The sequence below is a fragment of the Sphingomonas flavalba genome (assembly GCF_004796535.1).
GTDB classification, from domain to species: domain Bacteria; phylum Pseudomonadota; class Alphaproteobacteria; order Sphingomonadales; family Sphingomonadaceae; genus Sphingomonas_L; species Sphingomonas_L flavalba.
On record NZ_SPHY01000002.1, the window covers coordinates 163085 to 185482 of the forward strand.

29 protein-coding genes are annotated in these 22398 nt (G+C 67.7%); 19 read left to right on the forward strand and 10 right to left on the reverse strand.

The genetic code is table 11. From position 1 onward, the window contains the following. Positions 1 to 24 precede the first annotated feature (24 nt). Genes E4A53_RS02615 through E4A53_RS02635 form a run of 5 tightly spaced genes read left to right on the forward strand, consistent with a single transcriptional unit; the run spans position 25 to position 2055 of the window. Complete coding sequence (locus E4A53_RS02615; protein ID WP_136161563.1) at positions 25 to 549, forward strand: hypothetical protein; 525 nt, start codon at positions 25 to 27, stop codon at positions 547 to 549. 17 nt (positions 550 to 566) lie between these two features. Continuing rightward, the gene (locus E4A53_RS02620) at positions 567 to 920 is read left to right on the forward strand and encodes a phage holin family protein (RefSeq protein ID WP_168694296.1); all 354 of its coding nucleotides are present in this window, start codon (positions 567 to 569) and stop codon (positions 918 to 920) included. Next, the gene (locus E4A53_RS02625) at positions 917 to 1375 is read left to right on the forward strand and encodes a hypothetical protein (RefSeq protein ID WP_136161565.1); all 459 of its coding nucleotides are present in this window, start codon (positions 917 to 919) and stop codon (positions 1373 to 1375) included. The genes E4A53_RS02620 and E4A53_RS02625 overlap by 4 nt, the downstream gene beginning before the upstream one ends. Further along, entirely contained in the window at positions 1296 to 1781 is a 486-nt protein-coding gene (locus E4A53_RS02630) for a hypothetical protein (protein ID WP_136161566.1), read from the forward strand. The genes E4A53_RS02625 and E4A53_RS02630 overlap by 80 nt, the downstream gene beginning before the upstream one ends. A 31-nt stretch (positions 1782 to 1812) precedes the next feature. Then, complete coding sequence (locus tag E4A53_RS02635; protein WP_136161567.1) at positions 1813 to 2055, forward strand: DUF4170 domain-containing protein; 243 nt, start codon at positions 1813 to 1815, stop codon at positions 2053 to 2055. A gap of 34 nt (positions 2056 to 2089) precedes the next feature. Here E4A53_RS02635 and proS read toward each other — a convergent pair whose 3' ends face one another. After that, the gene (proS, locus tag E4A53_RS02640; protein WP_136161568.1) at positions 2090 to 3619 is read right to left on the reverse strand and encodes a proline--tRNA ligase; all 1530 of its coding nucleotides are present in this window, start codon (positions 3617 to 3619) and stop codon (positions 2090 to 2092) included. A 214-nt stretch (positions 3620 to 3833) separates the two neighbouring features. On the opposite strand from proS, the gene E4A53_RS02645 reads away from it, so the two are divergent. Beyond that, positions 3834 to 4733 (forward strand): DMT family transporter, encoded by a 900-nt coding sequence (locus E4A53_RS02645; protein ID WP_136161569.1) that lies wholly within the window; start codon positions 3834 to 3836, stop codon positions 4731 to 4733. A gap of 3 nt (positions 4734 to 4736) precedes the next feature. On the opposite strand, the gene E4A53_RS02650 is transcribed toward E4A53_RS02645, so the two are convergent. The 7 genes from E4A53_RS02650 to ffh form a co-directional block, all read right to left on the reverse strand. Further along, positions 4737 to 6941, reverse strand: coding sequence for a S9 family peptidase (locus E4A53_RS02650; RefSeq protein WP_136161570.1), 2205 nt, complete (start codon positions 6939 to 6941; stop codon positions 4737 to 4739). 30 nt (positions 6942 to 6971) lie between these two features. Then, complete coding sequence (locus tag E4A53_RS02655) at positions 6972 to 7655, reverse strand: GNAT family N-acetyltransferase (protein ID WP_136161571.1); 684 nt, start codon at positions 7653 to 7655, stop codon at positions 6972 to 6974. A 110-nt stretch (positions 7656 to 7765) separates the two neighbouring features. Next, positions 7766 to 8146: a 50S ribosomal protein L19 gene (gene rplS / locus E4A53_RS02660; protein ID WP_136161572.1), complete on the reverse strand. Its 381-nt coding sequence runs from the start codon at positions 8144 to 8146 to the stop codon at positions 7766 to 7768. Then, positions 8146 to 8880 (reverse strand): tRNA (guanosine(37)-N1)-methyltransferase TrmD, encoded by a 735-nt coding sequence (gene trmD, locus E4A53_RS02665; protein ID WP_136161573.1) that lies wholly within the window; start codon positions 8878 to 8880, stop codon positions 8146 to 8148. The genes rplS and trmD overlap by 1 nt, the downstream gene beginning before the upstream one ends. Next, entirely contained in the window at positions 8877 to 9389 is a 513-nt protein-coding gene (rimM, locus tag E4A53_RS02670; protein WP_136161574.1) for a ribosome maturation factor RimM, read from the reverse strand. The genes trmD and rimM overlap by 4 nt, the downstream gene beginning before the upstream one ends. A gap of 2 nt (positions 9390 to 9391) precedes the next feature. Further along, positions 9392 to 9961, reverse strand: coding sequence for a 30S ribosomal protein S16 (gene rpsP / locus E4A53_RS02675; protein ID WP_136161575.1), 570 nt, complete (start codon positions 9959 to 9961; stop codon positions 9392 to 9394). 21 nt (positions 9962 to 9982) lie between these two features. Further along, positions 9983 to 11449, reverse strand: coding sequence for a signal recognition particle protein (gene ffh / locus E4A53_RS02680; RefSeq protein WP_136161576.1), 1467 nt, complete (start codon positions 11447 to 11449; stop codon positions 9983 to 9985). 240 nt (positions 11450 to 11689) lie between these two features. On the opposite strand from ffh, the gene E4A53_RS02685 reads away from it, so the two are divergent. The 5 genes from E4A53_RS02685 (at position 11690) to E4A53_RS02705 (ending at position 17064) form a co-directional block, all read left to right on the forward strand. Then, entirely contained in the window at positions 11690 to 13351 is a 1662-nt protein-coding gene (locus E4A53_RS02685; RefSeq protein WP_136161577.1) for a putative bifunctional diguanylate cyclase/phosphodiesterase, read from the forward strand. Between the two features lie 66 nt (positions 13352 to 13417). Continuing rightward, entirely contained in the window at positions 13418 to 14224 is an 807-nt protein-coding gene (gene dapF / locus E4A53_RS02690) for a diaminopimelate epimerase (protein WP_136161578.1), read from the forward strand. Next, a complete protein-coding gene (mtaB, locus tag E4A53_RS02695) occupies positions 14221 to 15429 on the forward strand; it encodes a tRNA (N(6)-L-threonylcarbamoyladenosine(37)-C(2))-methylthiotransferase MtaB (RefSeq protein WP_136161579.1) in 1209 nt (402 codons plus the stop codon). The genes dapF and mtaB overlap by 4 nt, the downstream gene beginning before the upstream one ends. Then, the gene (gene ftsY / locus E4A53_RS02700) at positions 15426 to 16376 is read left to right on the forward strand and encodes a signal recognition particle-docking protein FtsY (protein ID WP_136161580.1); all 951 of its coding nucleotides are present in this window, start codon (positions 15426 to 15428) and stop codon (positions 16374 to 16376) included. Before mtaB ends, ftsY begins: the two co-directional genes overlap by 4 nt. Before the next feature lie 64 nt (positions 16377 to 16440). Beyond that, positions 16441 to 17064, forward strand: coding sequence for a septation protein A (locus tag E4A53_RS02705; RefSeq protein WP_275401791.1), 624 nt, complete (start codon positions 16441 to 16443; stop codon positions 17062 to 17064). Positions 17065 to 17123: 59 nt separating this feature from the next. Here the strand turns inward: E4A53_RS02705 and E4A53_RS02710 are convergent, their stop codons facing one another. Both E4A53_RS02710 and pspF read right to left on the reverse strand, forming a co-directional pair. After that, a complete protein-coding gene (locus E4A53_RS02710) occupies positions 17124 to 17744 on the reverse strand; it encodes a superoxide dismutase (RefSeq protein ID WP_136161581.1) in 621 nt (206 codons plus the stop codon). Positions 17745 to 17861: 117 nt separating this feature from the next. Next, positions 17862 to 18902, reverse strand: a complete 1041-nt coding sequence (gene pspF / locus E4A53_RS02715) for a phage shock protein operon transcriptional activator (RefSeq protein WP_136161582.1) — start codon at positions 18900 to 18902, stop codon at positions 17862 to 17864. Between the two features lie 173 nt (positions 18903 to 19075). On the opposite strand from pspF, the gene E4A53_RS14585 reads away from it, so the two are divergent. The 8 genes from E4A53_RS14585 to E4A53_RS02750 all read left to right on the forward strand — a co-directional run bounded on the left by E4A53_RS14585 (position 19076) and on the right by E4A53_RS02750 (position 22349). Then, positions 19076 to 19237, forward strand: a complete 162-nt coding sequence (locus tag E4A53_RS14585; protein WP_168694297.1) for a hypothetical protein — start codon at positions 19076 to 19078, stop codon at positions 19235 to 19237. Positions 19238 to 19356: 119 nt separating this feature from the next. Continuing rightward, on the forward strand, positions 19357 to 20034 hold the full coding sequence (gene pspA / locus E4A53_RS02720; protein ID WP_136161583.1) for a phage shock protein PspA: 678 nt from the start codon (positions 19357 to 19359) through the stop codon (positions 20032 to 20034). Between the two features lie 4 nt (positions 20035 to 20038). Next, complete coding sequence (gene pspB / locus E4A53_RS02725; RefSeq protein WP_136161584.1) at positions 20039 to 20308, forward strand: envelope stress response membrane protein PspB; 270 nt, start codon at positions 20039 to 20041, stop codon at positions 20306 to 20308. Continuing rightward, positions 20308 to 20688, forward strand: coding sequence for an envelope stress response membrane protein PspC (gene pspC / locus E4A53_RS02730; RefSeq protein WP_136161585.1), 381 nt, complete (start codon positions 20308 to 20310; stop codon positions 20686 to 20688). Before pspB ends, pspC begins: the two co-directional genes overlap by 1 nt. A 74-nt stretch (positions 20689 to 20762) precedes the next feature. After that, positions 20763 to 21104: a hypothetical protein gene (locus tag E4A53_RS02735; RefSeq protein WP_136161586.1), complete on the forward strand. Its 342-nt coding sequence runs from the start codon at positions 20763 to 20765 to the stop codon at positions 21102 to 21104. Positions 21105 to 21130: 26 nt separating this feature from the next. Further along, complete coding sequence (locus E4A53_RS02740; protein WP_136161587.1) at positions 21131 to 21379, forward strand: hypothetical protein; 249 nt, start codon at positions 21131 to 21133, stop codon at positions 21377 to 21379. A 36-nt stretch (positions 21380 to 21415) separates the two neighbouring features. Beyond that, entirely contained in the window at positions 21416 to 21649 is a 234-nt protein-coding gene (locus tag E4A53_RS02745) for a hypothetical protein (RefSeq protein ID WP_136161588.1), read from the forward strand. A gap of 76 nt (positions 21650 to 21725) precedes the next feature. Further along, on the forward strand, positions 21726 to 22349 hold the full coding sequence (locus E4A53_RS02750) for a YdeI/OmpD-associated family protein (RefSeq protein WP_239018098.1): 624 nt from the start codon (positions 21726 to 21728) through the stop codon (positions 22347 to 22349). The last annotated feature ends 49 nt before the right edge of the window (positions 22350 to 22398 follow it).

The following is a 22398-nucleotide window of genomic DNA, read 5'->3' on the forward strand; positions in this document are numbered from 1 at the left end:
GCACGTGTCTGAGGAAGGACTGGCATGACCGACGAAACCAGCAAGCAGGATGCTGCCCGACCGGCCCCGCCGGTCAAGAAGGCGGCGACGCGCAAGGCGCCGACGGCCAAGCCGGCCGCCAAGCGGGCGGCGGGCGCGGCAACCAGGGCCGCCGCCAAGCCCCGCAAGGCCGCCGCCAAGGCGACGGGCAAGGTGCGGGCCGAGGCCGCACGGCTGACCGGCGAGGCCGGCAGCAAGGCGCGCAGCTATGCTAATCAGGGCAAGGACAGGGCGACCGACGCGCTCGACAATGTCGCGCGGATGATGACCGACGCCGCGGCCCAGGTCGATGACCGGATGGGCGAGCAGTACGGCCGCTACGCCCGCACCGCCGCCGACGCCATCGCCGGACTGGCCGGCAACCTGCGCAAGAAGGATGTCGACGAGCTGATGGATGAGGCGCGCGACATGGTGCGCAACAGCCCGGCCGTCGCGATCGGCGCCGCCGCCGCGATCGGCTTCGTGCTTGCCCGGCTGATCAAGGCCGGTGGCCCGGACCAGTCGGCCTGAACGATACGGAGCCGGGGGTGAGCGAAAACGAGCCGGATACCGAAAGGCCGCCGATCGGCGAACTCTTTGCCGGGTTGATCGAGGATACGGAGCGTTACGTCCGCGCCGAGCTGACGCTGCAGCGCGCGAAGCTGGTCGACCGGCTGCTGATGTCGCGCGCCGCGCTGGCGATGGCCGTCGGCGCGATCATTCTCGTCCAGGCGGCGATCAGCGCGCTGCTCGTCGGCATTGTGCTGGCGCTTGCGCCACGGCTCGGCGCGTTTGGCGCGGCAGTGCTCGTTACGCTGATCGCGCTGGCGATCGCCGCCGCGCTGCTCGCCGCCGCCTTCCGCTGGTTCGATCGAGCGACGCAGATCGCGGAGGAACCATGATCGACCGCAAGCAGGTGCTGGATCGGGCAGAACGCCGCGCCCACGCGGCGCGTGAAAGGCTGACCGGCCGACTGGTCGACATCCAGCAGCGCCTCGACCCTCAGACGTTGATGATCGAGGCCGGGCGCGAACTGCGCCAGCGCGCCGGCGAATGGATCAGCGACAGCGTCGACGCCGCCCGGCGCAACCCGGCCGCCACGCTCGCCACTGGCGCGACCACCATCGCCTGGCTACTGCGCAAGCCGATCGCGCGGTGGATCATCGGGTTTTTCACCGAGGACAGGACCGTCCCGTCGGCAGAGGCGTTGACCGCGCAGGCGATCCGCGCCGCGGCGATCCGCGCCCCTGCCCCGCCATCATCGAGGAGCGAACAGCATGACGACCAACCCCAGCGACAGCGAAAGCCCGCGCGCCGCCGCCCAGCGTCTGAAGGACAAGGCGGCAACAGTGCGTGACACCGCCGAAGGCGCGGTCGAGGAAGCGCGCCACAAGGTAGCGGCCGCCTATTCAACCACGCGTGACAAGGCCGCTCGTGCCGGCACCCGCGCAGCCGACGGCATAGAGAAGAGCCCCCTGTCGATGCTGGTCGGCGGGCTGGCGATCGGCGCGGCGATCGGCGCGCTGCTGCCCCGCACCCGCAAGGAGGCGGACACGCTCGGCGGCGTCGGCCGGCGCATCCGCGATGCTGCCGGGGAGGCAGCCAAGGCCGCGAAGCGCGCGGGTACCGAAACGCTCGACTCGCTTGGCGTCAACAGCGAGGCGGCGCGCGAACAGGCGCGCAAGCTGCTCGACAACGCGGTCAGCGCCGCAACCAACGCCGGCGAAGCGGCGGTCAAGACCGTGCGCCGCAAGCAGGATTGACGCTGCGGCGCGGCTCGGCTGAAAGGGCGCCATGAGCAAGCTTCATCTCGTGTTCGGCGGCCGTGTCCGCGACCCGCAAACCCTGGAATTCAAGGATCTCGACACGATCGACATCGTCGGCCTGTTCCCCGACTACACGTCGGCGGAAGAAGCCTGGCGCGCCGCCGCGCAACGCACGGTGGACGATGCGGAGATGAAATATGTCGTCGTCCACCTCCACCGCCTGCTGGAACCGGAAATCCCGCTCGCAACCGATGGCAAGAAAGGCGGATGATCCGCTGATCGTTCAGTAGACCGCGCGCCGCCCCTCAATAGGCGCGCCCGATCAGCACTCGTTCGACCGCGGGAGTGCCGGTGAATACGCAGGTACCAGTCGCCGCTGCGGCGTCGAGCGGCACGTTGCGCAGAGTCAGCTTCAGCGTCTTCAGCCGCTCGACCACCCGCTCCAGTTCGACCCCGGTCGGCCGCGCCCATTCGACTTCCAGCCAGCCCGGCTTGGCGACACCCTCGGCAAAGAACGCCTCGACCCCGGCGAAGTCGGTGACATCGCGGCGGATCGCCGCCTCCAGCCGCGCTTTGGCCTCACCGTGCAGGCTGGCCTGGATCTCCTCCAGCGTTGCGGGGACCCCGGCGACGAACGCGTCGCGGGCGACAATGGTCGAGGCCAGCTTGCCTTCCGGGGTGTACAGTCGGTCGCGGCGGAGCGCCGAGACATTGCCGGCCGCCAGATCGCGTCCGCCGACCTCGACGATGATCGGCGCGCCTTTCTTCACCCAGCCCCAGCGTTTGCCCGCCGCCTTGGTCGCCTTGGTGTCGACCAGCACGCGAACCGGCTCGCCGAACGCGCTCTGCCGCGCCACGTCGGCCGCGATCGCCTTGCAGTAATCGAGGATCGCCGCGTCCTCGTCATTGTCGCGCAGCATCGGCACGATCACCACCTGGCGCGGCGCGACCACCGGCGGCAGGCGCAACCCGTCGTCGTCGCCGTGCACCATGATGATGCCGCCGATCATCCGCGTCGACAGGCCCCAGCTTGTCGTCCAGGCGAAGGCGGTCTGGCCGTCCTTGTCCTGAAAGCGGATATTCTGCGCGGTCGCGAAATTCTGGCCGAGGAAGTGCGAGGTGCCGGCCTGCAATGCCTTGCCGTCCTGCATCATCGCTTCGATCGAATAGGTGGCGACGGCGCCGGGGAAGCGCTCATTCTCCGGCTTCTCGCCGGCGACGACCGGCATCGCCAGCGCCTCCTCGGCAAAGCTGCGGTACATTTCCAGCGCCAGCCGGGTCTCTGCCTCCGCCTCCTCGCGGGTAGCGTGGGCGGTATGCCCCTCCTGCCACAGGAATTCGGAGGTGCGCAGGAACATCCGCGTCCGCATTTCCCAGCGGACGACATTGGCCCACTGATTGATCATCAGCGGCAGGTCGCGCCACGACTGGGTCCAGCGGGCAAAAGCGGTGCCGATCACCGTTTCCGATGTCGGCCGCACGACCAGCGGCTCTTCCAGCTTCGCTTCGGGGTCGACGACCAGCCGGCCCGCTTCCCCCTTCAGCCGGTGATGGGTGACGACCGCCATCTCCTTGGCAAAGCCCTCGACATGCTCCGCTTCCTTTTCGAAATAGGACAGCGGGATGAAGATCGGGAAATAGCAGTTTTCGTGCCCGCTCGCCTTGATCCGCGCGTCGAGCAGGGCCTGGATGCGCTCCCAGATCCCGTAGCCCCACGGCCGGATGATCATGCAGCCGCGCACGCCTGAATCCTCCGCCATGTCGGCTTCGGTGATGACGGCCTGATACCAGGCGGCGAAATCCTGCTCGCGGGTGACGGAAAGTGCGTGTTTCATGGCTACTCCCCCCTTCCGTCGGGCGGAAGGGGCCGGGGGTGGTCGGAACCGGGGCGCGGCGCTGCCTTGCCCCGCGCCTCCTTGAAAGCGCCGGGCGCCGTCCGTCAACCCTTCCGGCCCGGCAGGCCGCCGTTTACTCCCCGCGCCAATGCCGCGATAAGCCGCGCATGAATCGGCGGGCGCATCCGGCAGAGGCACGAACGGCGGCAGGCGCATGAGCCGGGACACGCGCCTGGCCGGGATCGCCGCGCGCCTGTTTTCCGTCCTCTGCCTGTCGATCATGCTGGCGCTGGTCAAGCTTCTCGCGCTACGCGGCGTGACGCTGTTCGAAAGCGTGTTCTATCGCCAGGCCCTTGCCCTGCCGCTGGTGCTGGGCTGGATTGTCGCCGGCCCCGGCATCGCCTCCGTCCGGACCAGCCGGATCGGCGCCCACGCCTGGCGCACCGGTCTCGGCATGGTCGGCATGGTGCTCAACTTCGCGACCTTCGTCCTCTTGCCGCTGGCGGAGGCGACGACGATCCTGTTCTCGGTACCGATCTTCGCGACCATCCTGTCGGCGCTGGTCCTGCGCGAACCGACCGGCACCCACCGCTGGCTGGCGGTCGTCGTCGGTTTCGCCGGTGTCGTCATCGTCGCCCAGCCCGCCGGCACGCACCTGTCGCCGCTCGGTATTGGCATCGGTCTGCTCGCTTCTATCGCGATTGCCGGGGTCAGCATCACCCTGCGCCAGATCGGGCGGACGGAGGATGCGACGACGACGGTGTTCTGGTTCACCGTCCTGTCGACCGTCCCGCTCGCCTTCGCCCTGCCATTCGCCGGTCACGCCCATGACGCGGGCACCTGGGCGATGCTGCTCGCGCTGGGGCTTACCGGGGGGCTGGCCCAGTTTGCCCTGACAACCTCGTTGAAACTCGCGCCGGTGTCGGTGGTGCTGCCGATGGACTATTCCAACCTGCTGTGGGCGACGCTGCTCGGCTTCCTGCTGTTCGACACCCTGCCGACGACGGCGATGTGGCTGGGCGCGCCGCTGATCATCGCCAGCGGCCTCTACATCGTCTACCGCGAACGCATCCGCCACCAGCAGAACACCGCCGCCGCTGGGGCGGAAATCTGATCCTCACTCCGTCTTGTCGCGCACCTTCACGTTCAGGAAATTCTCGATCGTCTTGTAGAGGTGGACGCTGATCCCCGGCCCGGCGACGCGGTGCCCCTGCCCCGGATAGACCATCGTCTCGAACGGGATCGCCGCTGCCTGCAGCTTCGCCATCAGCGCGGTCGAATTGTCGAACACGACATTGTCGTCGGACATGCCGTGGATCAGCAGCAGCGGATCGGCGATCCTGTCCGCATTGCTCAGCGCGTCAGACCGCTGGTAGGGCGCCGGGTCGGTCGCCGGATTGCCCATGTAGCGCTCGGTATAATGGGTGTCGTAAAGTTCCCACTTCGTCGGCGGCGCGCCGGAAACGCCGGCAGCGAAGGTGCCCGGCGCCGCCGCCAGCAGCTTCAGCGTCATATAGCCGCCATAGGACCAGCCGAACACGGCGATCCGTTTCGGATCGACATCCGCCCGCGCCTTCAGCCAGGCGGCGCCCGCAAGCTGGTCGGCAACCTCGACGCCGCCCATCGCGCGGTGGATCTGGTCCTCGAACGCCTTGCCACGGTCCGGCGTCCCGCGATTGTCGAGCGAAAAGACGATCCAGCCCTTCGAGACGAAATATTCTTGTAGCGGATTGACCCAGTCATGGGTGACCTGCCGCCCCGCCCCCGGCCCGCCATAGACCTGAAGCAAGACTGGTCGCGGCCCGCTAAACCCGGTCGGCCGCATCAGCTTGTAATGGAGCGCCGACCCGTCCGCCGCCGCGATCGTGCCGAATTCCGGGACGACATGCGCCGCCTTATAAGGTGCGTAGGGGTGGTCGCCCGCTACCCGGTTCTCCTCGATCCACGCAATCCGCTGGCCATCGGCCCCCGCCAGATAGGATTGCTGCGGCTGGCTTGGGCTGGAGCGGGTGACGATCAGCCGGCTGGCCGCCCGGTCCATCACCGCGGCGTTGGTGTAGCCCGGCTCCGTCAAACGCGAGACCTGCCCCGGCCGCGCGATGTCGACGCTATAGAGCTGCCATTCCAACGGCGTGTCGCGGTTGGCGGTGAACCACAGTCGTCCCTTCGCTTCGTCAACGCCGACCAGGTCCTTCACCTGCCACGGCCCCTTGGTGAGCTGGGTCCATTTGCCCGTTTTCCACAAATAGAGATGGCTGTAGCCGTCGCGCTCGGACGACCAGATCAGCCGTCCGTCCTTCAGCGGGCGCAGATTGTCGTTGAGGTTGATCCAGCTTTTCGCCGTCTCGCTGAACAGCACCGTCGCCTTTCCGCTTGCCGGGTCGATGCGCAGCAGGTCCAGCCGGGTCTGGGCGCGGTTCTGGCGCTGGACGAGCAGCGCGGACCCATCGGGCAGCCAGTCGACCCGCGCCAGATAGATGTCGGGGTCGGCGCCCAGATCGACCTTGACCGGCGCAGCGCCGTCCAGCGTCATTACATACAGGTCGACCCGGGCGTTGGCGGTTCCTGCCTTCGGATAGCGCTGGGCGTATACCTTGGTGCCATCAGCGCCGATCGCCGCGCGGGTGACGACGGCGACCGGACTTTCGTCGACCCGCGCCACTGCGATCCGCCGGTCGTCCGGCGACCACCAATGGCCGCGCCGCCGATCCATCTCCTCCTGCGCGACGAATTCGGCGACGCCCCAACTCAGCGTGTCGCCGCCGTCGCTGGTCAGTTGCCGTTCCGCGCCGGTTGCCAGATCGAGCACTATCAGATTCTGGTCACGTACGAACGAGACATAGCCGCCCTTGGGGCTGGTGGTGCCGTCCAGCTCGCTGGTCGGCGTATCGGTCAGCCGCCTGACCGAACCGTTGAGCGCGGCCAGGTAGAGGTCGCCGTCCAGCGGCACGAGCAGGGTCTTGCCGTCGGCGCTCCAGCTATAGGAGACGATGCCCTTGAAGTCGGCGATGCGCGCCCGCTCGCGCTGCATCTTTTCCGCTTCCGACAATTCCGCGCCGCTGCCCAGCTTGCTGGAATCGACCAGCATGTGCGCGGCGCCGCTGGCGGTATCGACCGCCCACAGGTCGTAGCGCTCCTTCTCGTCCGCGCGGTTGCGCAGCGAGGTCAGCCATTTGCCGTCGGGCGACAGGGCAACGGCGCGCGGCGTCGGGCCGGACAGCGCCGGATTGCCGAAGATGCGTTCAAGGGTGAGCGGGGTCTGGGCTGTGGCTGGCATGGCGGAGGCGAGCAGCGCGGCTGCGGCAAGAAAGCGAAGGGTCATGGCCACTTATGTTGCCGCCGCCGCGGCAGATCAAGCGCGGACGATCACCCGATGGATCAGCGTGCGGCGGAAGGCGAAGCCGAGCGAGGCATAGAGCGCAACGGTCGGGCGATTGTCGGTATAGACATGCAGGAACGGTTGCTCTCCCCGCGCCAGGATGCGCGTCGCGACCAGCCGCGACAGCGCGCTGGCATGGCCCCGCCCGCGATGATCGGGATGGGTACAGACGCCGCTCACCTCGACGAAGCCGGGCACGCGCAGCCGTTCCCCAGCCATTGCCACCAGCCGCCCGTTGTCACGTACGCCGACGAAGCCGCCCAATCGGTTGGTCCGCCGGGCGAATGGGCCCGGCTCGGTCAGCCGCGCCAGCGCCAGCATCTCTGCCGCGTCGGCATCGGTCAGCGCGACGGTCTCGAATGCTGGCACGCCGCCCTGGACCGCCTCGGCGATCATCTGGTCACAGCTCGCCTCGAAGGCGACGGCGGTGCCCGGCGGCAGCGGCCATGGATCGCTCTCCAGCATCGACAGGCGCTCGCCCGGGGCGACCAATGCCGCTGCGGCGGCAAGGCATTCGGCGGACGGTTCGGCGGCAGCGAGGAATACGCCGTAATCGGCGTTCAGCCGCATGGCCCGCCCGTCCCCTTCCGCGAAAGCGGCGAGCCCGGTGTTAAGCGCCGTCCAGAGCGGGCGATCGAGCGGGTGTGGTCCGGTCATGCCGCGCCCTACGGCGCTACGGCGGTGAAACACCAGCCCTTTGTGCATGAAAAAGGGCGCGGAAGCCGTTGCTTCCACGCCCTTCCTTGCCTGTTGGCGGGCAGAGCCGGTCAGTCGGCCTGCGTCTCGCGGGTCTCGCGCCGCTCGGCGATACGGGCGGACTTGCCGCGCCGGCCGCGCAGATAATAGAGCTTGGCACGCCGGACGACGCCTTTGCGGACGACCTCGATCGAATCGATGTTCGGCGAATAGAGCGGGAAAACGCGCTCGACGCCTTCACCGAATGAAATCTTGCGCACGGTGAACGACGAACCCATGCCGCGATTGGACCGCGCGATGCACACGCCCTCATAGGCCTGCACGCGGGTGCGCTCGCCTTCGACCACCTTCACGCCGACGCGCAGCGTATCACCGGGCCGGAAATCGGGAATCGTCTTGCCGCTTTTGATTTGCTCGATCGCCTCGGCCTCGAGCGTCTGGATGAGGTTCATTACCTCTCGTCCTTCTTCTTCGCCTGCGCGCCAGAGGGCGACTGGTCCCGAGCGCCACTGTAGCGCTCCCAAAGGTCCGGCCGCCGTGACCGTGTATCGTCCTCCGCCTGCCGTTTCCGCCAGGCGGCGATCTTCGCATGATCCCCCGATCGCAGCACTTCAGGGATCGTGCGCCCTTCCCATTCAGCAGGTCGGGTATAATGCGGATATTCGAGGAGGCCGCTTTCGAAGCTTTCCTCGTCTCCGCTGGAAGCCGCGCCCATTACGCCGGGCAGCAGGCGAATGCAAGCGTCGAGCAGCACGATCGCCGCCGTTTCTCCGCCCGACAGCACATAGTCGCCGATCGACAGCGGCTCGACCGGCCGGGCGGCGAACAGCCGTTCATCGATCCCCTCGAAACGGCCGCACAGGATGATGGCGCCCGGCCCCGCCGCCAGCGACCGCACCCGCGCCTGGGTGAGCGGCGCCCCGCGCGGCGTCATCGCCAGGATCGGCCGCGCGTCGGCAACGCTGTCGATCGCCGCCGCCAGCACGTCGGCGCGCATCACCATCCCCGCCCCGCCGCCCGCTGGGGTGTCGTCGACGGAACGGTGCTTGTCAGTCGCGAAATCGCGGATCTGGACAGCGTTGCATGACCAGCGCCCGTCACCCAATGCCCGCCCCGCCAGCGACATTCCAAGCGGTCCCGGGAACATTTCGGGATAGAGCGTCAGCACGGTTGCGGCGAAAGTCACCGGACGAACGCCGGATCGACGACGATGCGGCCGTCCCATTCGGGCACTGCTTCCGGCCGCATCGGCACCATGAAGCGCTTTCCGTCGGGCCGTTCGATCTCGATGACGTCCCCGGCCCCGAAATTCTCGACCGCCACACAGGTGCCAAGCGCCTCGCCCCCGGTCGATACCGCCGGCAGGCCGATCAGGTCGGCATGGTAATATTCGCCTTCACCGAGCGGCGGCAGGGCGGAACGCGGCACGGTCAATGCCACGCCCCGCAGCGCCTCCGCCGCATCGCGGTCAGCGATCTCGGCGAAGCGGGCGATTGCGCCGTTGCTGCCCGGGCGCACCGCCTTCAGGGTCAATGCCCGCCCGCCGGCGTCGAAGGCCGGATAGGCCTTCAGATTGTCCGGCGCGTCGGTGAACAGCTTCAGGCGGACCTCACCCGTCACCCCGTGCGCGCCGATCACGGCGGCCAGGGTCACGGGCCTGTCCGCCCCTCCCGCGGGCGGGAGGGGCTTGGCCATGCTCAGCCCTCGGCCGGGGCCGGGGCGGCATCGCCCTCGGCGGCAGGGGCTTCCTCAGCCGCCGGAGCTTCGGCAGCCTCAGCCGGTGCGGCCTCGACTTCCGGTGCAGCTTCCGCTTCCGGAGCAGCGTCCGCTGCTGGCGCGGCTTCCACTTCAGTGGCGACCTCGACCTCAGGGGCAGCCTCGGCTTCCGGCTCCGGCTGGGCTTCGGCGGCCTTCTGTGCTTCCTCGGCATCGGCGGCCTTCTTGGCGCGCTCCTCGATGCGCTCCTTGGCCTTTTCGCCCATCTCGCCCTTCTTGGGGTTGTTGCGCGCGGCGCGCTCCTTGACGCCCAGCGCGTCGAGGAAGCGGGCGACCCGGTCGGTCGGCTGCGCGCCGAAGCCCAGCCAATGCTTGGCGCGATCGGCGTCGAGCTTCACCCGATCCGGCGAATCCTTGGCGAGCAGCGGGTTATAGGTGCCGATCTTCTCGATGAAGCTGCCGTCGCGTGGCGAACGCGCGTCGGCAACGACGATCCGGTAATAGGGGCGCTTCTTGGAACCGCTGCGCGACAGGCGAATGGAAACTGCCATATTCTCTTCCTTTGCTTGAACCTATTTCTTCTTCAAAAAATTCTGGAAACCGGGCGGCAGCTTGGGCACCCCCGGGCCGCCGGGCAGGCCCGGCAAGTCCGGCATGCCGCCGGGTAGGCCACCCATGCCGGCGGTGCCGGCGCCGGGCATGCCCTTGCCGAACATCGCCACCAGCCCCTTCAACCCGCCCATCTTGCGGATTTTCTTCATCGTCGTCGCCGTTTCCTGATGCATCTTCATCAGGCGATTGACGTCCTGCACCGTGGTGCCGCTGCCCTTGGCGACGCGGATCTTGCGCTTGGCGTTCATCAATTCCGGGCGGGCGCGTTCCTTCGGCGTCATCGACGAGATCATCGCGTCCATGCGCAGCAGCACCTTGTCGTCGACCGCGCCGGCGGCCATCGCCGCCTGCGCCTTCTTCATGCCGGGGATCATCCCGGCCAGCGCGCCCAGCCCGCCCATTCGCCGCATCTGGTTCAACTGACTGCGCAGGTCGTCCATATCGAACTGGCCCTTGGCCATCTTGGCGGCCAGTTTTTCCGCCTCGTCCTGCTGGATCGTTTCGGCGGCGCGCTCGACCAGGCCGACAACGTCGCCCATGCCGAGGATGCGCCCGGCGACCCGGCCGGGGTGGAACGGTTCGATCGCATCCAGCTTCTCGCCGACGCCGGCGAACTTGATCGGCTGTCCGGTGACCGCGCGCATCGACAGCGCCGCGCCCCCGCGCGCATCGCCGTCCATCCGGGTCAGCACGACGCCGGTCAGCGGCACCTGCTCGGAAAAGCTCTTGGCGACGTTGACCGCGTCCTGGCCGGTCAGCGAGTCGACGACGAGCAGGATTTCCTGCGGCTGCGTTACGTCGGCGACGGCGCGCATCTCGTCCATCAGCGCCTGGTCGACGTGCAGTCGCCCGGCGGTGTCGAGCAGCAGCACGTCGTAACCCTGCAGCTTCGCCGCGTTCAGCGCCCGCCGGGCAATGTCGACCGGCTGCTGGCCGGCAACGATCGGCAGCGTCGCGACGCCGGTCTGGGTGCCGAGCGTCGCCAGCTGCTCCTGCGCCGCCGGGCGATTGACGTCGAGCGACGCCATCAGCACCTTCCTGCGCTCCTTGTCGGCCAGCCGCTTGGCGATCTTGGCGGTCGTCGTCGTCTTGCCGGAACCCTGCAGGCCGACCATCATCACGATGGCGGGCGGCGCGACATCCAGGTGAAGCTCGCTCGCCTCGGCACCAAGCATCGCGACCAGCGCGTCGTTGACGATCTTGACGACCTGCTGGCCGGGCGTGACCGATTTCAGCACCTGGGCGCCGACCGCCTGCTCGGTCACCGTGTCGATGAACTCGCGGACCACCGGCAGCGCGACGTCCGCCTCCAGCAGCGCGATGCGGACCTCGCGCATCGCAGCGCGCACGTCCGCCTCGTTCAGCGCGCCACGGCCGCGCAAGCGGTCGAAAACGCCCCCAAGCCGATCGCTCAGACTGTCGAACATCCACGCACTCCATCGTTTCCCGGCGGGGCGACCGTAACGCAAAAAACGCCGGTGGGCGAAACCTCGCCGACCGGCGGGCACCCGGCGGGTGCGCCTGCATCAGACCGCTTCCGAATGAAACGTGCTCGCGCCCGTAGCGGATCGGCGGCCGCCGCGCAACACCCGCCCGGTCCATTAACAGGTTGTAGAGCGGTTGCTGCGATAACCGTTGCACCATCCTGGAGGAAAACGGGGCCATTTATGCACGACGACGACCTGCCCGAACGGGCCGCCGGCTGGACGTCGGTCACCTCGGCCAAGCGCGACATCATCGCCGGCGGCATCGTCGTCGCGGCGATCCTGATGTTCGTCGGTACCGGCAGCGCTGTCGTTCCATCGGTCATCGGCTTCATCGGCGGCACCGGCGCCAATGCCGACCATGTGCTGACCACTGCGCTGATCCTCAACATTGCTCTGCTGCTGTTCGGCTGGCGGCGCTATGCCGACCTGTCGCGCGAAGTACGCGAACGGGTGGTGGCGGAAGCGCTGGCCCAGCGGCTGGCGGCCAGCGACACGCTGACCGGCCTGCCCAACCGGCGCAGCTTCCTTGATCGCGCCGCGGCGCTGATCGAAAAAGCGGACAAGCGCGGCCGTTCCGTCGCGGTGATGGTGCTCGACCTCGACCACTTCAAGACGGTCAACGACGTCAACGGCCATGCGATCGGCGACGCGGTGCTGTGCGCCGCCGCCCGGCTGATAAGCGAGGCGATGCCGGGGGATTCGGTGACGGCGCGGCTCGGCGGCGACGAATTCGCCTGCGCGATGCCGTTCGACGCCGCGGCGCCGGAAGCGGTTGATATCGTCGCCGAAGGCATTGTCGCCCGCTTCGCCCGGCCGGTAGAGGCCGGCGGCATTCAGACCCATGTCAGTATTTCCGTCGGCGTCGCGCGCATCGAAAGCGACTGCGCGACCGTCGATGCGCTCGTTCGGCGCGCGGACATCGCCATGTACGTGTCCAAGAACCAGGGACGCGGCCGTTACAACTGGTTCGACGGGTCGATGGAGCGGGAACTGCAGACCCGCAACGCGATCGAACTCGGCATCCGCAACGGCATTCCTCAGGGCGAATTCGTGCCCTATTACGAGCAGCAGATCGACCTGACCAGCGGCCGGCTCCACGGTTTCGAGATGCTGGCGCGCTGGAACCACCCGACCAAGGGGCTGGTGCCGCCGGATATCTTTATCCCGATCGCCGAGGAAGCGGGGATGATCGGCGTGCTGTCGCTGGCGGTCATGCGCCAGGCGTTCGTCGAGGCGCGCAACTGGGATCCCTCGCTCACCCTGTCGGTCAACATCTCACCGACCCAATTGAAGGACCCGTGGCTGGCGCAGAAGATCGTCAAGCTGCTGGTCGAAACCGGCTTCCCGCCGCAGCGGTTGGAGGTGGAGATCACCGAAAGCTCGCTGTTCGAGAATCTCGGCCTTGCCCAGTCGATCGTCGGCAGCCTGAAGAATCAGGGCATCCGCATTGCGCTCGACGATTTCGGCACCGGCTATTCCAGCCTCGCCCATCTGCGGGCGCTGCCGTTCGACCGGATCAAGATCGACCGCAGCTTCGTTTCGTCGATCAACGACAATTCGGAAAGCGCCGCGATCGTCAACGCGATCGCCAAGCTCGGCGAAAGCCTGAACCTGCCGATCACCGCCGAAGGGATCGAGGACGAGATGATCGGCGAGCGCCTGCGCGCGCTCGGTTGCAACGAGGGCCAGGGCTGGCATTTCGGCCGCCCGATGGCGATCACCGAAGTCCGCTCGCTGCTTGCCGGCAAAGGGCTGCTGCCGTCGGCGCGGGCGACCGATCCGTCGGCGGAGCCGGCCGTGACGCCACCCGTCGCCAAGGACCGCACGCGCCTCGCCGGCTGACCGTCTGGCTGCACGGGGCGCAGCGGCCGATGGACTTCCGGCCCCGCCGCTCCTAGATCGCGCGCCATGCGCTTCGCGTTCCACAAGATGCACGGTCTGGGCAACGACTTCGTTGTCGTCGACGCGCGCGCGACCGCGTTTCCGGTCGACGCAGTGCTGGCCCGCGGCATCGCCGACCGCCATCGCGGTATCGGCTGCGACCAGCTGATCCTGCTCGAACCGGCCGGCGACGCCGATCTGACGATGCGGATATTCAACGCCGATGGCGGCGAGGTCGAGGCATGCGGCAACGCCACACGCTGCGTCGCCGCGCTGCTCGGTGGCGAGGTCGCGATCGCAACCGCCGGCGGCCTGCTGCATGCCAGCGCGAAGGATGGCGGCGCCAGCGTCGACATGGGCGAGCCCCGCTTCGACTGGCGCGCGATTCCGCTCGCCTACGCGATGGACACGCTCGCCATGCCGGTCGGCTGGGAAGATCTGGAGCGGCCGGCGGCGGTCAATGTCGGCAATCCGCACGTCATCTTCTTCGTGCCCGATCTGGACGCGGTCGACCTGGCGCGGCTCGGCCCGCTGATCGAACATGACCCACTGTTTCCGCAGCGGATCAACGTCAACGTCGCGCAGATGCTCGCCCCCGATCATATCCGGCTGGCGGTGTGGGAACGCGGTGCCGGGCTGACCCGCGCCTGCGGCACCGGTGCCTGCGCCACCGCGGTCGCCATCATCCGGCGGGGGCTGGCTGCCGGGCCGTTGACCGTCACTCTGCCCGGCGGGCCGCTGGTTATCGATTGGGCGCCGGGCGCGCGCGTCCTGATGCAGGGGCCCGCCACCCACGTCTTTTCCGGTGAGGCGGACACGGACGCGTTTCGATGAGCGTCGAGACGATCACCCTCGGTTGCCGGCTGAATATCGCCGAGAGCGAGGCGATGCGCGCGCTTGCCGCCGATGCCGACGATCTGATCATCGTCAATAGCTGCGCCGTCACCCAGGAAGCGGTGCGCCAGACCCGCAAAGCGATCCGCCGGGCACGGCGCGACCGCCCCGCCGCCCGGCTGTTCGTCACCGGTTGCGCCGCGGAGCTGGACCCGCAAGGCTTCGCCGCGATGCCGGAGGTGACGCGTGTGCTGGGACTGGCCGACAAGTTCCGGCGCGAGAGCTACGGCGCTGCGCCCATGCCGGCAGCCCCCGCCCCCACCGTGCCCGCCGACAGCAGTCATGCTCGCGCCTTCGTCGCAGTGCAGAATGGCTGCGACCATCGCTGCACCTTCTGCATCATTCCCCATGCGCGCGGAGCGGCGCGGTCCTTGCCCGCCGGGGCGGCGATCGACATGATCCGGCGCCTGGTCGCCGCCGGGCGGCGGGAAGTGGTGCTGACCGGCGTCGACCTGACCAGCTACGGCGGCGACCTGCCCGGTCAGCCGACGCTCGGTGCGCTGGTCGCCCGCATCCTGAAACTGGTGCCGGAATTGCCGCGCCTGCGCCTGTCGTCGCTCGATCCGGTCGAGATCGACCCGTTGCTGCTAGAGCTGATCACCGGCGAGCCACGGCTGATGCCGCACCTCCATCTGTCGCTGCAGGCCGGCGACGACCTGATCCTGAAGCGGATGAAGCGGCGCCACGCCCGCGCCGACGCCGTCGCGTTGGTCGCGCGAGTCAAGGCCGCCCGGCCGGACGTGGCGATCGGCGCCGACATCATCGCCGGCTTCCCGACCGAGAACGAGGCGATGTTCGCCAACAGCCTGGCGCTGGTCGCCGATTGCGCCATCGTCTTCGGCCATGTCTTCCCCTATTCGCCGCGCGCCGGCACCCCCGCGGCGCGGATGCCGCAGGTCGCGCCGGAAGTGGCACGCGCCCGTGCCGTACGGCTGCGCGCCGCCTGCGACGGCCAGCGCGATCGCTGGCTGGACGGGCTGATCGGGACGAAGCAGGCGGTGTTGGTCGAATGCGACGGACTGACCGGGCACGCCGGAAATTTCGCTAAGGTCCGGCTTGCCCGCCCGGCTGTACCCGGTACCGTCGTTACCGCCGTAGCCGAGGACCGCGAAGGAGATACGCTGTTGGCACGGGAAGCGGCATGAGCGGATTGCGCTGGCACGAGAAGCTGATCGGCGGGTTCAGGCGCACGTCCGACCGGCTGGGCGAGAACCTGACCGGCCTGTTCGCCCGCACGACGCTGGACAAGGACATGCTCGACGAGATCGAGGAAGCGCTGATCGTCTCCGACCTCGGCCCGGCGACCGCCGGCCGCATCCGCGAGCGGCTGGCCGATGGCCGGTTCGAGCGCGGGCTGGACGAAGCCGGCGTGCGCCAGGTCGTCGCCGACGAGATCGCCAAAGTGCTGCGTCCGGTCGCCGAGCCGCTGGAGGTGGACGCCTTTCCCCGGCCGCAGGTGATTCTGGTCATCGGCGTCAATGGATCGGGCAAGACGACGACGATCGCCAAGCTCGCCCATCTGTTCCTGGAACAGGATTACGGCGTGATGCTGGCCGCCGGCGACACCTTCCGCGCCGCCGCGATCGGCCAGCTCAAGGTCTGGGCGGAACGGATCGGGGTATCGATCGTCACCGGGCCGGAAGGCGGCGACGCCGCCGGGCTGGTGTGGGACGCGGTCAAGCAGGCAACGGCAACCGGCATTGATGTGCTGATCGTCGACACCGCCGGCCGGCTGCAGAACAAGCGTGAGCTGATGGACGAACTGGCGAAGATCCGCCGCGTCCTCGGCCGCATCAACCCGGAGGCGCCGCACGACGTCGTGCTCGTCCTCGACGCGACGACGGGCCAGAACGCGCTGTCGCAGATCGAGGTGTTCCGCGAGGTCGCGGGCGTCACCGGGCTGGTGATGACCAAGCTCGACGGCACCGCGCGCGGCGGCGTGCTGGTCGCGGCGGCGGAGAAATTCCAGTTGCCGATCCACGCGATCGGCGTCGGCGAGGGCATGGACGACCTGCGGCCGTTCGACGCCGACGAACTGGCCCGCGCGATCGCCGGCGCGGATCCGCTGCCATCCGGCGAAGGCAGCGGCTGATGCGCGCGGAGCTTTCGGCCGCCTCGGCGGTTGCCGCCCCATTCCCCCGTTCAAGGAGCCAGCCGTGACCACGCCCACCCAGAGGGATCCGATCTCGCCCGGCCTGCGCATGGCGCTCGATTTCGGGCCGCTGGCGACATTCTTCATCGCCAACGCGCTGGCGCCGGAGCCGAAGATCCTGAAGGTGCTGATCGCGACCAGCGCGTTCATGATCGCGACGGTGGCGGCGATGCTGATATCGTGGATGAAGGCCGGCCGGATATCGCCGATGCTGTGGATCACCGGCGCGCTGGTCGTCGTGTTCGGCGGGCTGACCGTGTGGTTCCACGACGAGACGTTCATCAAGGTCAAGCCGACGATCGTCTACACGATGTTCGCCGTCATCCTCGGCTACGGCCTCGCCACCGGTCGGCCGCTGCTGCGGATGCTGCTGGAAAGCGCCTATCCGGGGCTGGACGATACCGGCTGGGGCAAGCTGACCGTCAATTGGGCGCTGTTCTTCCTCGGCATGGCAGTGCTGAACGAAGCAGTGTGGCGCACCCAGAGCTGGGATTTCTGGGTGGCGTTCAAGCTGTGGGGCGCGGTGCCGCTGACCCTGCTGTTCGCCGTCGCCAATATCCCGATGCTGCTGAAGCACGGCCTGCGCGAACCGGATGCGAAGGCGCCGCCGCTGCCGCCGGAAGGCTGAACGGCACAAAAAAGGCCGGGGAAGGCGGACGCCCGCCCTCCCCGGCCCGTCGATCTGGCTCAGCCCTGCTGGTCGGCGCGGCTGACGCCCTTGCCATCCAGATTCTCGGCGACAAAATCCCAGTTGATCGCGTTGGCGAGCAGCGCGTCGACATAGCCCGGCCGGGCATTCTGGTAATCGAGATAATAGGCGTGCTCCCACACATCGAGGGTGAGCAGCGGGGTCAGGCCGTGGACCAGCGGCGTGTCGGCGTCGTGCAGCGACGTGATCTTCAGCGTGTCTCCATCAAGCACCAGCCAGGCCCAGCCGCTGGCGAAATGGCCAACCGCCTCGTCCTTCAGCGCGGCGCACAGCTTCTCGGTCGAGCCGAACGACGCGTCGATCTTCTTCTGCAGGTCAGTGCCCGGCGTCTTCTTCTCAGGGCTCAGGCCCAGCCAGTAGAAGCTGTGGTTCCAGATCTGCGCCGCATTGTTGAACAGGCCCTTGTTGCCCTTGTCCTTCGCCGCCTTGATCACCTCCGACAGCGAAGCGCCGGCCAGCCCGGCATCGCCGACCAGGCTGTTGGTCTTGTCGACATAGGCCTTGTGGTGCTTGCCGTGATGGAAATCGAAGGTCTTCTCCGAAATCACATCGCCGAAAGCGGTCTTGGCGTAAGGAAGGTCGGGAAGAATGAAAGCCATCGTCTGATCTCCTGTCATCTGGCTGGCGGGCGAGTCCGCATTCGTCATCGCTGCTAACGCATCGCGGCGCGAAATGTCCCGTCCTATCTTTGCGAACCAGTCGCAGGTACGGTGGCGTTACGATGCCGGTTCGCCGCTGCTCAGCGCGTGCTTTCGCATTGCGTGCCGCAGCTGGTCGTAGGTTAGCGCCAGCGTCTTGGCGGTCAGCCGCTGGTTGTACCTGCAGCGCTGCAATGCCTCGCTCAAGATTTTCTTCTCATAAGCGTCGCAGGCGGCGCGAAAGTCGCTGACCTCCTCGATCGAGAGAGTAACCTCAACCGCCGGCGCAGCCCTGTCAGCCGCCGGGCCGCCGCCTTGCGGACGGGCGGCGGCACCCTGCGGCGCCCACGGCGAGTCGAACGGGTCGAACTGGATCGCGTCGATCGCCCGGTCCGGGTGATCCCAGCGATAGGCGGCACGCTCGACGACGTTGCGTAACTCGCGGACGTTGCCGGGCCAGCGATGCGCCTGCAATGTCGCCACCGCCATGTCGGAGAAACCCGGCCAGCGCGACCACCCAAGCTCCGCCGCCATCCGCCGCCCGAAATGTTCGGCCAGCACCGGTACGTCGCCCTCGCGGGCGCGCAGCGGCGGCAGCGTCACCACCTCGAACGATAGCCGATCAAGCAGGTCGGCACGAAACCGGTTCTGGGCGACCAGTGCCGGCAGATTCTCATTGGTCGCGGCGACGATGCGCACGTCGACCCGCACGGGCCGCGACGACCCGATCCGCGTCACCTCGCCATATTCGACCGCGCGCAGCAGCCGCTCCTGCGCTGCCGCAGACAGCGTGCCCAGTTCGTCCAGGAACAGCGTGCCGCCGTCCGCTTCCTCGAACCGGCCGGCCCGCGCCCGCGTCGCGCCGGTGAATGCGCCGGCCTCGTGCCCGAACAGTTCCGCCTCGATCAGCGTTTCCGGCAGCGCGGCGCAGTTCATCACCACCAGCGGCCCGTCCCAGCGCGGGCTGAGTCGGTGGAGCCGCTCAGCAACCAGTTCCTTGCCGGTGCCGCGCTCGCCGATCACCAGCACCGGCCGGTTGAGCGCGGCTGCCCGGCTCGCCCGTTCGACGGAATCGAGGAAAGCCAGCGACTGACCGATGAATGCGTCGTTTCGATCCATGCCGGGATATGGCGATATTTCCCAACTATTGGCAACGAAAATTCACCGGCTGGAGAAGCGCACAAGCAAAAAATGGCGAAAATCCGAGCATGCCGAATTCTGGCATAGCCGATGCTTAGGACAGGACGAACCGTTCGGGCGACCGGCGGCACCACACATAAGGGAGACCGACAATGTTCAAGGGTTATGAAATCGGCAAGACCGCATCCGTCCTGCTCTGCACCGTCCTGTTCAGTGCCACCTGCGTGCTGAGTGCGGTCGGCCCGGCTGGTGCCGCCGGCGCGGTGGCGGTCACCGCCGCCCATTCGTCCCCCGTCGTCGCGCCATTGGCATGACGACACGCCCCGCCGGGATGAGCACGATGCCCCCCTCACGCGCGCTCATTCCGGCACCCCGCCTGCACAGGGTGGATACCCCGCAACCCCAACCGCGTTTCAGTTTCAGGAGCCAACCGATGGGAATCTTCTCGCGCACCCGTGATATCATCGCCGCCAACGTGACCGATCTGCTCGATCGGGCGGAGGACCCGGCGAAGATGGTCCGCATGATCATCCTCGAAATGGAGGAGACGCTGGTCGAGGTCCGCGCCTCCGCCGCGCGAACGATCGCCGACCAGAAGGAAATGCGCCGCCACATCGCCAAGCTGGAGAAGCTCCAGGATAATTGGACCGAGAAGGCGGAACTCGCATTGTCGAAGGACCGCGAAGACCTTGCCAAGGCGGCGCTAGTCGAAAAGCAGAAGGCGCGCGACATGGCGGAGCAGCTGGAGACGGAGATCACCGTGCTCGACGATGCGCTGCGCGCGTCGGAAGCGGATATCGCTAAGCTTCAGGCCAAGCTGCGCGAGGCGCGCGCCCGCCAGAACGCGATCGTCACCCGCATGGAAAGCGCCCATAACCGGCTGAAGCTGCGCGAGGCCTATGCCGGGCCGAAGATCGACGAGGCGTTTAGCCGCTTCGAGCTGCTCGAGCGCCGCGCCGACCTGGCCGAGGGGCGCGCCGATGCTGCCGGTTTCGGCGCCGCGCCGAAGAGCCTGGAGGAGGAAATCTCCGAGCTGCGCTCCAACGACAAGGTCGAGGCAGAGCTGGCCGCGCTGAAGGCCAAGGCCGCCGGCCAGCCGCAGGAGGGCTGATCCGATGGAGGATATCCTCGTCCCGATCTTCGTCTGCGGCTTCCTGTTCGTGGCGATGCCCTGGCTGATCCTCCACTACGTGACGCAGTGGAAAAAAGCCGGCGGCATCACCCGCGAGGACGAGCAGTTGCTCGACGAACTGCACGAAATGGCCCGCCGGCTCGATGAGCGGATGAACTCGATCGAGCGGATCGTCGCCGCCGACAATCCCGGCATCGACCTCCGCCGGCCCGCGCCGGATTATCTCGAAACCAAGATCAGGGGAGACCTGTGATGAGCGCCAGCCGCACCAAATTCTATCTCGACAAGCAGAACGCCAAATGGCTGGGCGTGTGCGCCGGGATCGCCGACTATACCGGCATAGACGTGATGTGGGTGCGTATCGGCACCGTGCTGCTGACCCTGATGGGCGGTTTCCCGTGGACGCTGCTCGCCTACTGGCTCGCCGCATGGATGGGCACGCCGAAGCCGCTCGGTCTCTACAGCACGGCGGAGGACGAGAAGTTCTGGCAGGGCGTCCGCACCTCGCCGGCCCGCTCCACCCGCGACGTTCGCGCCCGCTTCCGCGACATCGACCGGCGGCTGGCCGACATGGAGCTGTTCTACACCAGCCGCAACAGCCGGCTCGCCGACGAGATCGACAGCCTGCGCTGATCGAACCGGCGCGGCCGTTCGTCGAAACCGGATCGCCGCGGCCGGGCGGCGGCCAGCAAGAACAGGACGGAATCATGGATCACAATCTCGCTGCCACGACCGTTATCCCAAACCTGCCCTGGATTATCGGCGGCGGCATGCTGATCGCGATGGCCGCGATCGCCGGCTGGGTATTCACCACCTGGCTGCGGGTCCGCAACGGCTATCCGCTGGAAAACAGCTGGGGCAAGGCGGTCTATCCGCGCAAGAATGACGAGACGGTCGAGCGCGTGCGCCTGCTGACCCAGGAGAATGCCCAACTCCGCGCCGAGTTGGGCGCGATCAAGGATCGGCTCGCCAATGTCGAGCAGATCGTCACCGATAGCGCCCACAGCCTTGAGCATGAGATCGAGGCGTTGCGCGGCATCGCCAACTGATCCGCGAACCGACAGGGAGAAGAACCATGAATCCGTTTGAAATGGTCGTGCTGATCGTCGCGATCACCGCCGTCGCCAGCGTGTTGCGCGCCAGATACGGCATCAGCCGAGCGCGCGGCGGCCGGCAGGAGATGGCCGTGCCGGACGTGGAGGCCGGCCGGATGCGCGACGAGATTCGCGCGTTGAAGGAGCGGGTCGCCGTGCTGGAACGGCTGGCGACCGACGACAGCAGCAGCCTGGAGCGCGAGATCGAACGCCTGCGCGACAAGGCCTGAACCCGCAGCCCCGCATCACGAGAAAGGGACGCCAAGATGAACGACCCCGTGATCATTGCCACCATCGCCGCCAGCAGCCTTGCCGCGTTGGCGCTGGTCGCCGTCGCCGCCCTGCGCGGCTGGCGCGGCTGGCTTGAGCTGAAGCGGATGGAGATCCAGCATCGCAACGATGCCGCCGCCCCGCCGACCGCCGGATCGCGCATCGAGATCGCCGACCTGAAGGAACGCATCCGCAAGCTGGAGGCGATCGCCGCCGGCGTCGACCTCTGACTACCCGCGCCGGAAAAGCGCATAGCCGACGACGAACGCTTGATAATATCGGCTGTCCGGCGCGAGATAAACCAAGATGATGATCACCGATATCGAGGATTATTTCACCCGGGGCTGCGGGCGGTGCGAGCTGTTCGACACCCCCGATTGTTCGACGCGGCGATGGAACGCGGGCTTGAAGATGTTGCGGGAGATTTGTCGAAGCACGGGGCTGGACGAAACGGTGAAGTGGGCGCACCCGTGCTACCGGCACGCGAACCGCAATATCGCCATCATCGGCGCCCTGCGTAATGACTTCCGCCTGAGCTTCATGAATGCGGCCCTGTTGAAGGACCCGCAAGGTGTACTCGAACGCCAGGGGCCGAATACCCGGCACGCCGACATGATCCGCTTCACGTCCGACGACGCCGTCGAGCGGATGGAGCCGGTCATCCGCTCCTATCTGAGCGAGGCGATGGATTACGCCGAAAAAGGCGTGAAGCCGCCCAAGGACGACAGCGAGCCCGATCTGCCGCGCGAATTGTCGGACGCCTTGGATGCCGACCCTGAACTGGCGGAAGCATTCTACGCCCTGACGGTTGGGCGCCGGCGGAGCTACGCCATCGCCCTCAACGCCGCAAAGCAAGTGGAAACTCGCGTGAAGCGGATTGCCCGGTTTCGCGACAAAATCATTGCCGGCAAGGGTGCGAAGGAGCGCTGACATCGCCATCGCCGGGGGTGACGGCGCCGCCGGCCAGCGCTAAACGCGC

Bases quoted from the DNA above. Each gene is read 5' to 3' on its own strand.
- E4A53_RS02655 (WP_136161571.1), bottom strand. From the start codon at position 7,655: ATGACCGGACCACACCCGCTCGATCGCCCGCTCTGGACGGCGCTTAAC.
- rimM (WP_136161574.1), bottom strand. From the start codon at position 9,389: ATGGCCAAGCCCCTCCCGCCCGCGGGAGGGGCGGACAGGCCCGTGACC.
- ffh (WP_136161576.1), bottom strand. From the start codon at position 11,449: ATGTTCGACAGTCTGAGCGATCGGCTTGGGGGCGTTTTCGACCGCTTG.
- pspB (WP_136161584.1), top strand. From the start codon at position 20,039: ATGGAGGATATCCTCGTCCCGATCTTCGTCTGCGGCTTCCTGTTCGTG.
- E4A53_RS02740 (WP_136161587.1), top strand. From the start codon at position 21,131: ATGAATCCGTTTGAAATGGTCGTGCTGATCGTCGCGATCACCGCCGTC.
- pspC (WP_136161585.1), top strand. From the start codon at position 20,308: ATGAGCGCCAGCCGCACCAAATTCTATCTCGACAAGCAGAACGCCAAA.
- E4A53_RS02630 (WP_136161566.1), top strand. From the start codon at position 1,296: ATGACGACCAACCCCAGCGACAGCGAAAGCCCGCGCGCCGCCGCCCAG.
- E4A53_RS02745 (WP_136161588.1), top strand. From the start codon at position 21,416: ATGAACGACCCCGTGATCATTGCCACCATCGCCGCCAGCAGCCTTGCC.
- mtaB (WP_136161579.1), top strand. From the start codon at position 14,221: ATGAGCGTCGAGACGATCACCCTCGGTTGCCGGCTGAATATCGCCGAG.
- E4A53_RS02750 (WP_239018098.1), top strand. From the start codon at position 21,726: ATGATGATCACCGATATCGAGGATTATTTCACCCGGGGCTGCGGGCGG.
- E4A53_RS02645 (WP_136161569.1), top strand. From the start codon at position 3,834: ATGAGCCGGGACACGCGCCTGGCCGGGATCGCCGCGCGCCTGTTTTCC.
- ftsY (WP_136161580.1), top strand. From the start codon at position 15,426: ATGAGCGGATTGCGCTGGCACGAGAAGCTGATCGGCGGGTTCAGGCGC.
- E4A53_RS02735 (WP_136161586.1), top strand. From the start codon at position 20,763: ATGGATCACAATCTCGCTGCCACGACCGTTATCCCAAACCTGCCCTGG.
- E4A53_RS14585 (WP_168694297.1), top strand. From the start codon at position 19,076: ATGTTCAAGGGTTATGAAATCGGCAAGACCGCATCCGTCCTGCTCTGC.
- E4A53_RS02650 (WP_136161570.1), bottom strand. From the start codon at position 6,941: ATGACCCTTCGCTTTCTTGCCGCAGCCGCGCTGCTCGCCTCCGCCATG.
- pspA (WP_136161583.1), top strand. From the start codon at position 19,357: ATGGGAATCTTCTCGCGCACCCGTGATATCATCGCCGCCAACGTGACC.
- proS (WP_136161568.1), bottom strand. From the start codon at position 3,619: ATGAAACACGCACTTTCCGTCACCCGCGAGCAGGATTTCGCCGCCTGG.
- dapF (WP_136161578.1), top strand. From the start codon at position 13,418: ATGCGCTTCGCGTTCCACAAGATGCACGGTCTGGGCAACGACTTCGTT.
- E4A53_RS02615 (WP_136161563.1), top strand. From the start codon at position 25: ATGACCGACGAAACCAGCAAGCAGGATGCTGCCCGACCGGCCCCGCCG.
- E4A53_RS02710 (WP_136161581.1), bottom strand. From the start codon at position 17,744: ATGGCTTTCATTCTTCCCGACCTTCCTTACGCCAAGACCGCTTTCGGC.
- pspF (WP_136161582.1), bottom strand. From the start codon at position 18,902: ATGGATCGAAACGACGCATTCATCGGTCAGTCGCTGGCTTTCCTCGAT.
- E4A53_RS02635 (WP_136161567.1), top strand. From the start codon at position 1,813: ATGAGCAAGCTTCATCTCGTGTTCGGCGGCCGTGTCCGCGACCCGCAA.
- rplS (WP_136161572.1), bottom strand. From the start codon at position 8,146: ATGAACCTCATCCAGACGCTCGAGGCCGAGGCGATCGAGCAAATCAAA.
- E4A53_RS02685 (WP_136161577.1), top strand. From the start codon at position 11,690: ATGCACGACGACGACCTGCCCGAACGGGCCGCCGGCTGGACGTCGGTC.
- rpsP (WP_136161575.1), bottom strand. From the start codon at position 9,961: ATGGCAGTTTCCATTCGCCTGTCGCGCAGCGGTTCCAAGAAGCGCCCC.
- E4A53_RS02625 (WP_136161565.1), top strand. From the start codon at position 917: ATGATCGACCGCAAGCAGGTGCTGGATCGGGCAGAACGCCGCGCCCAC.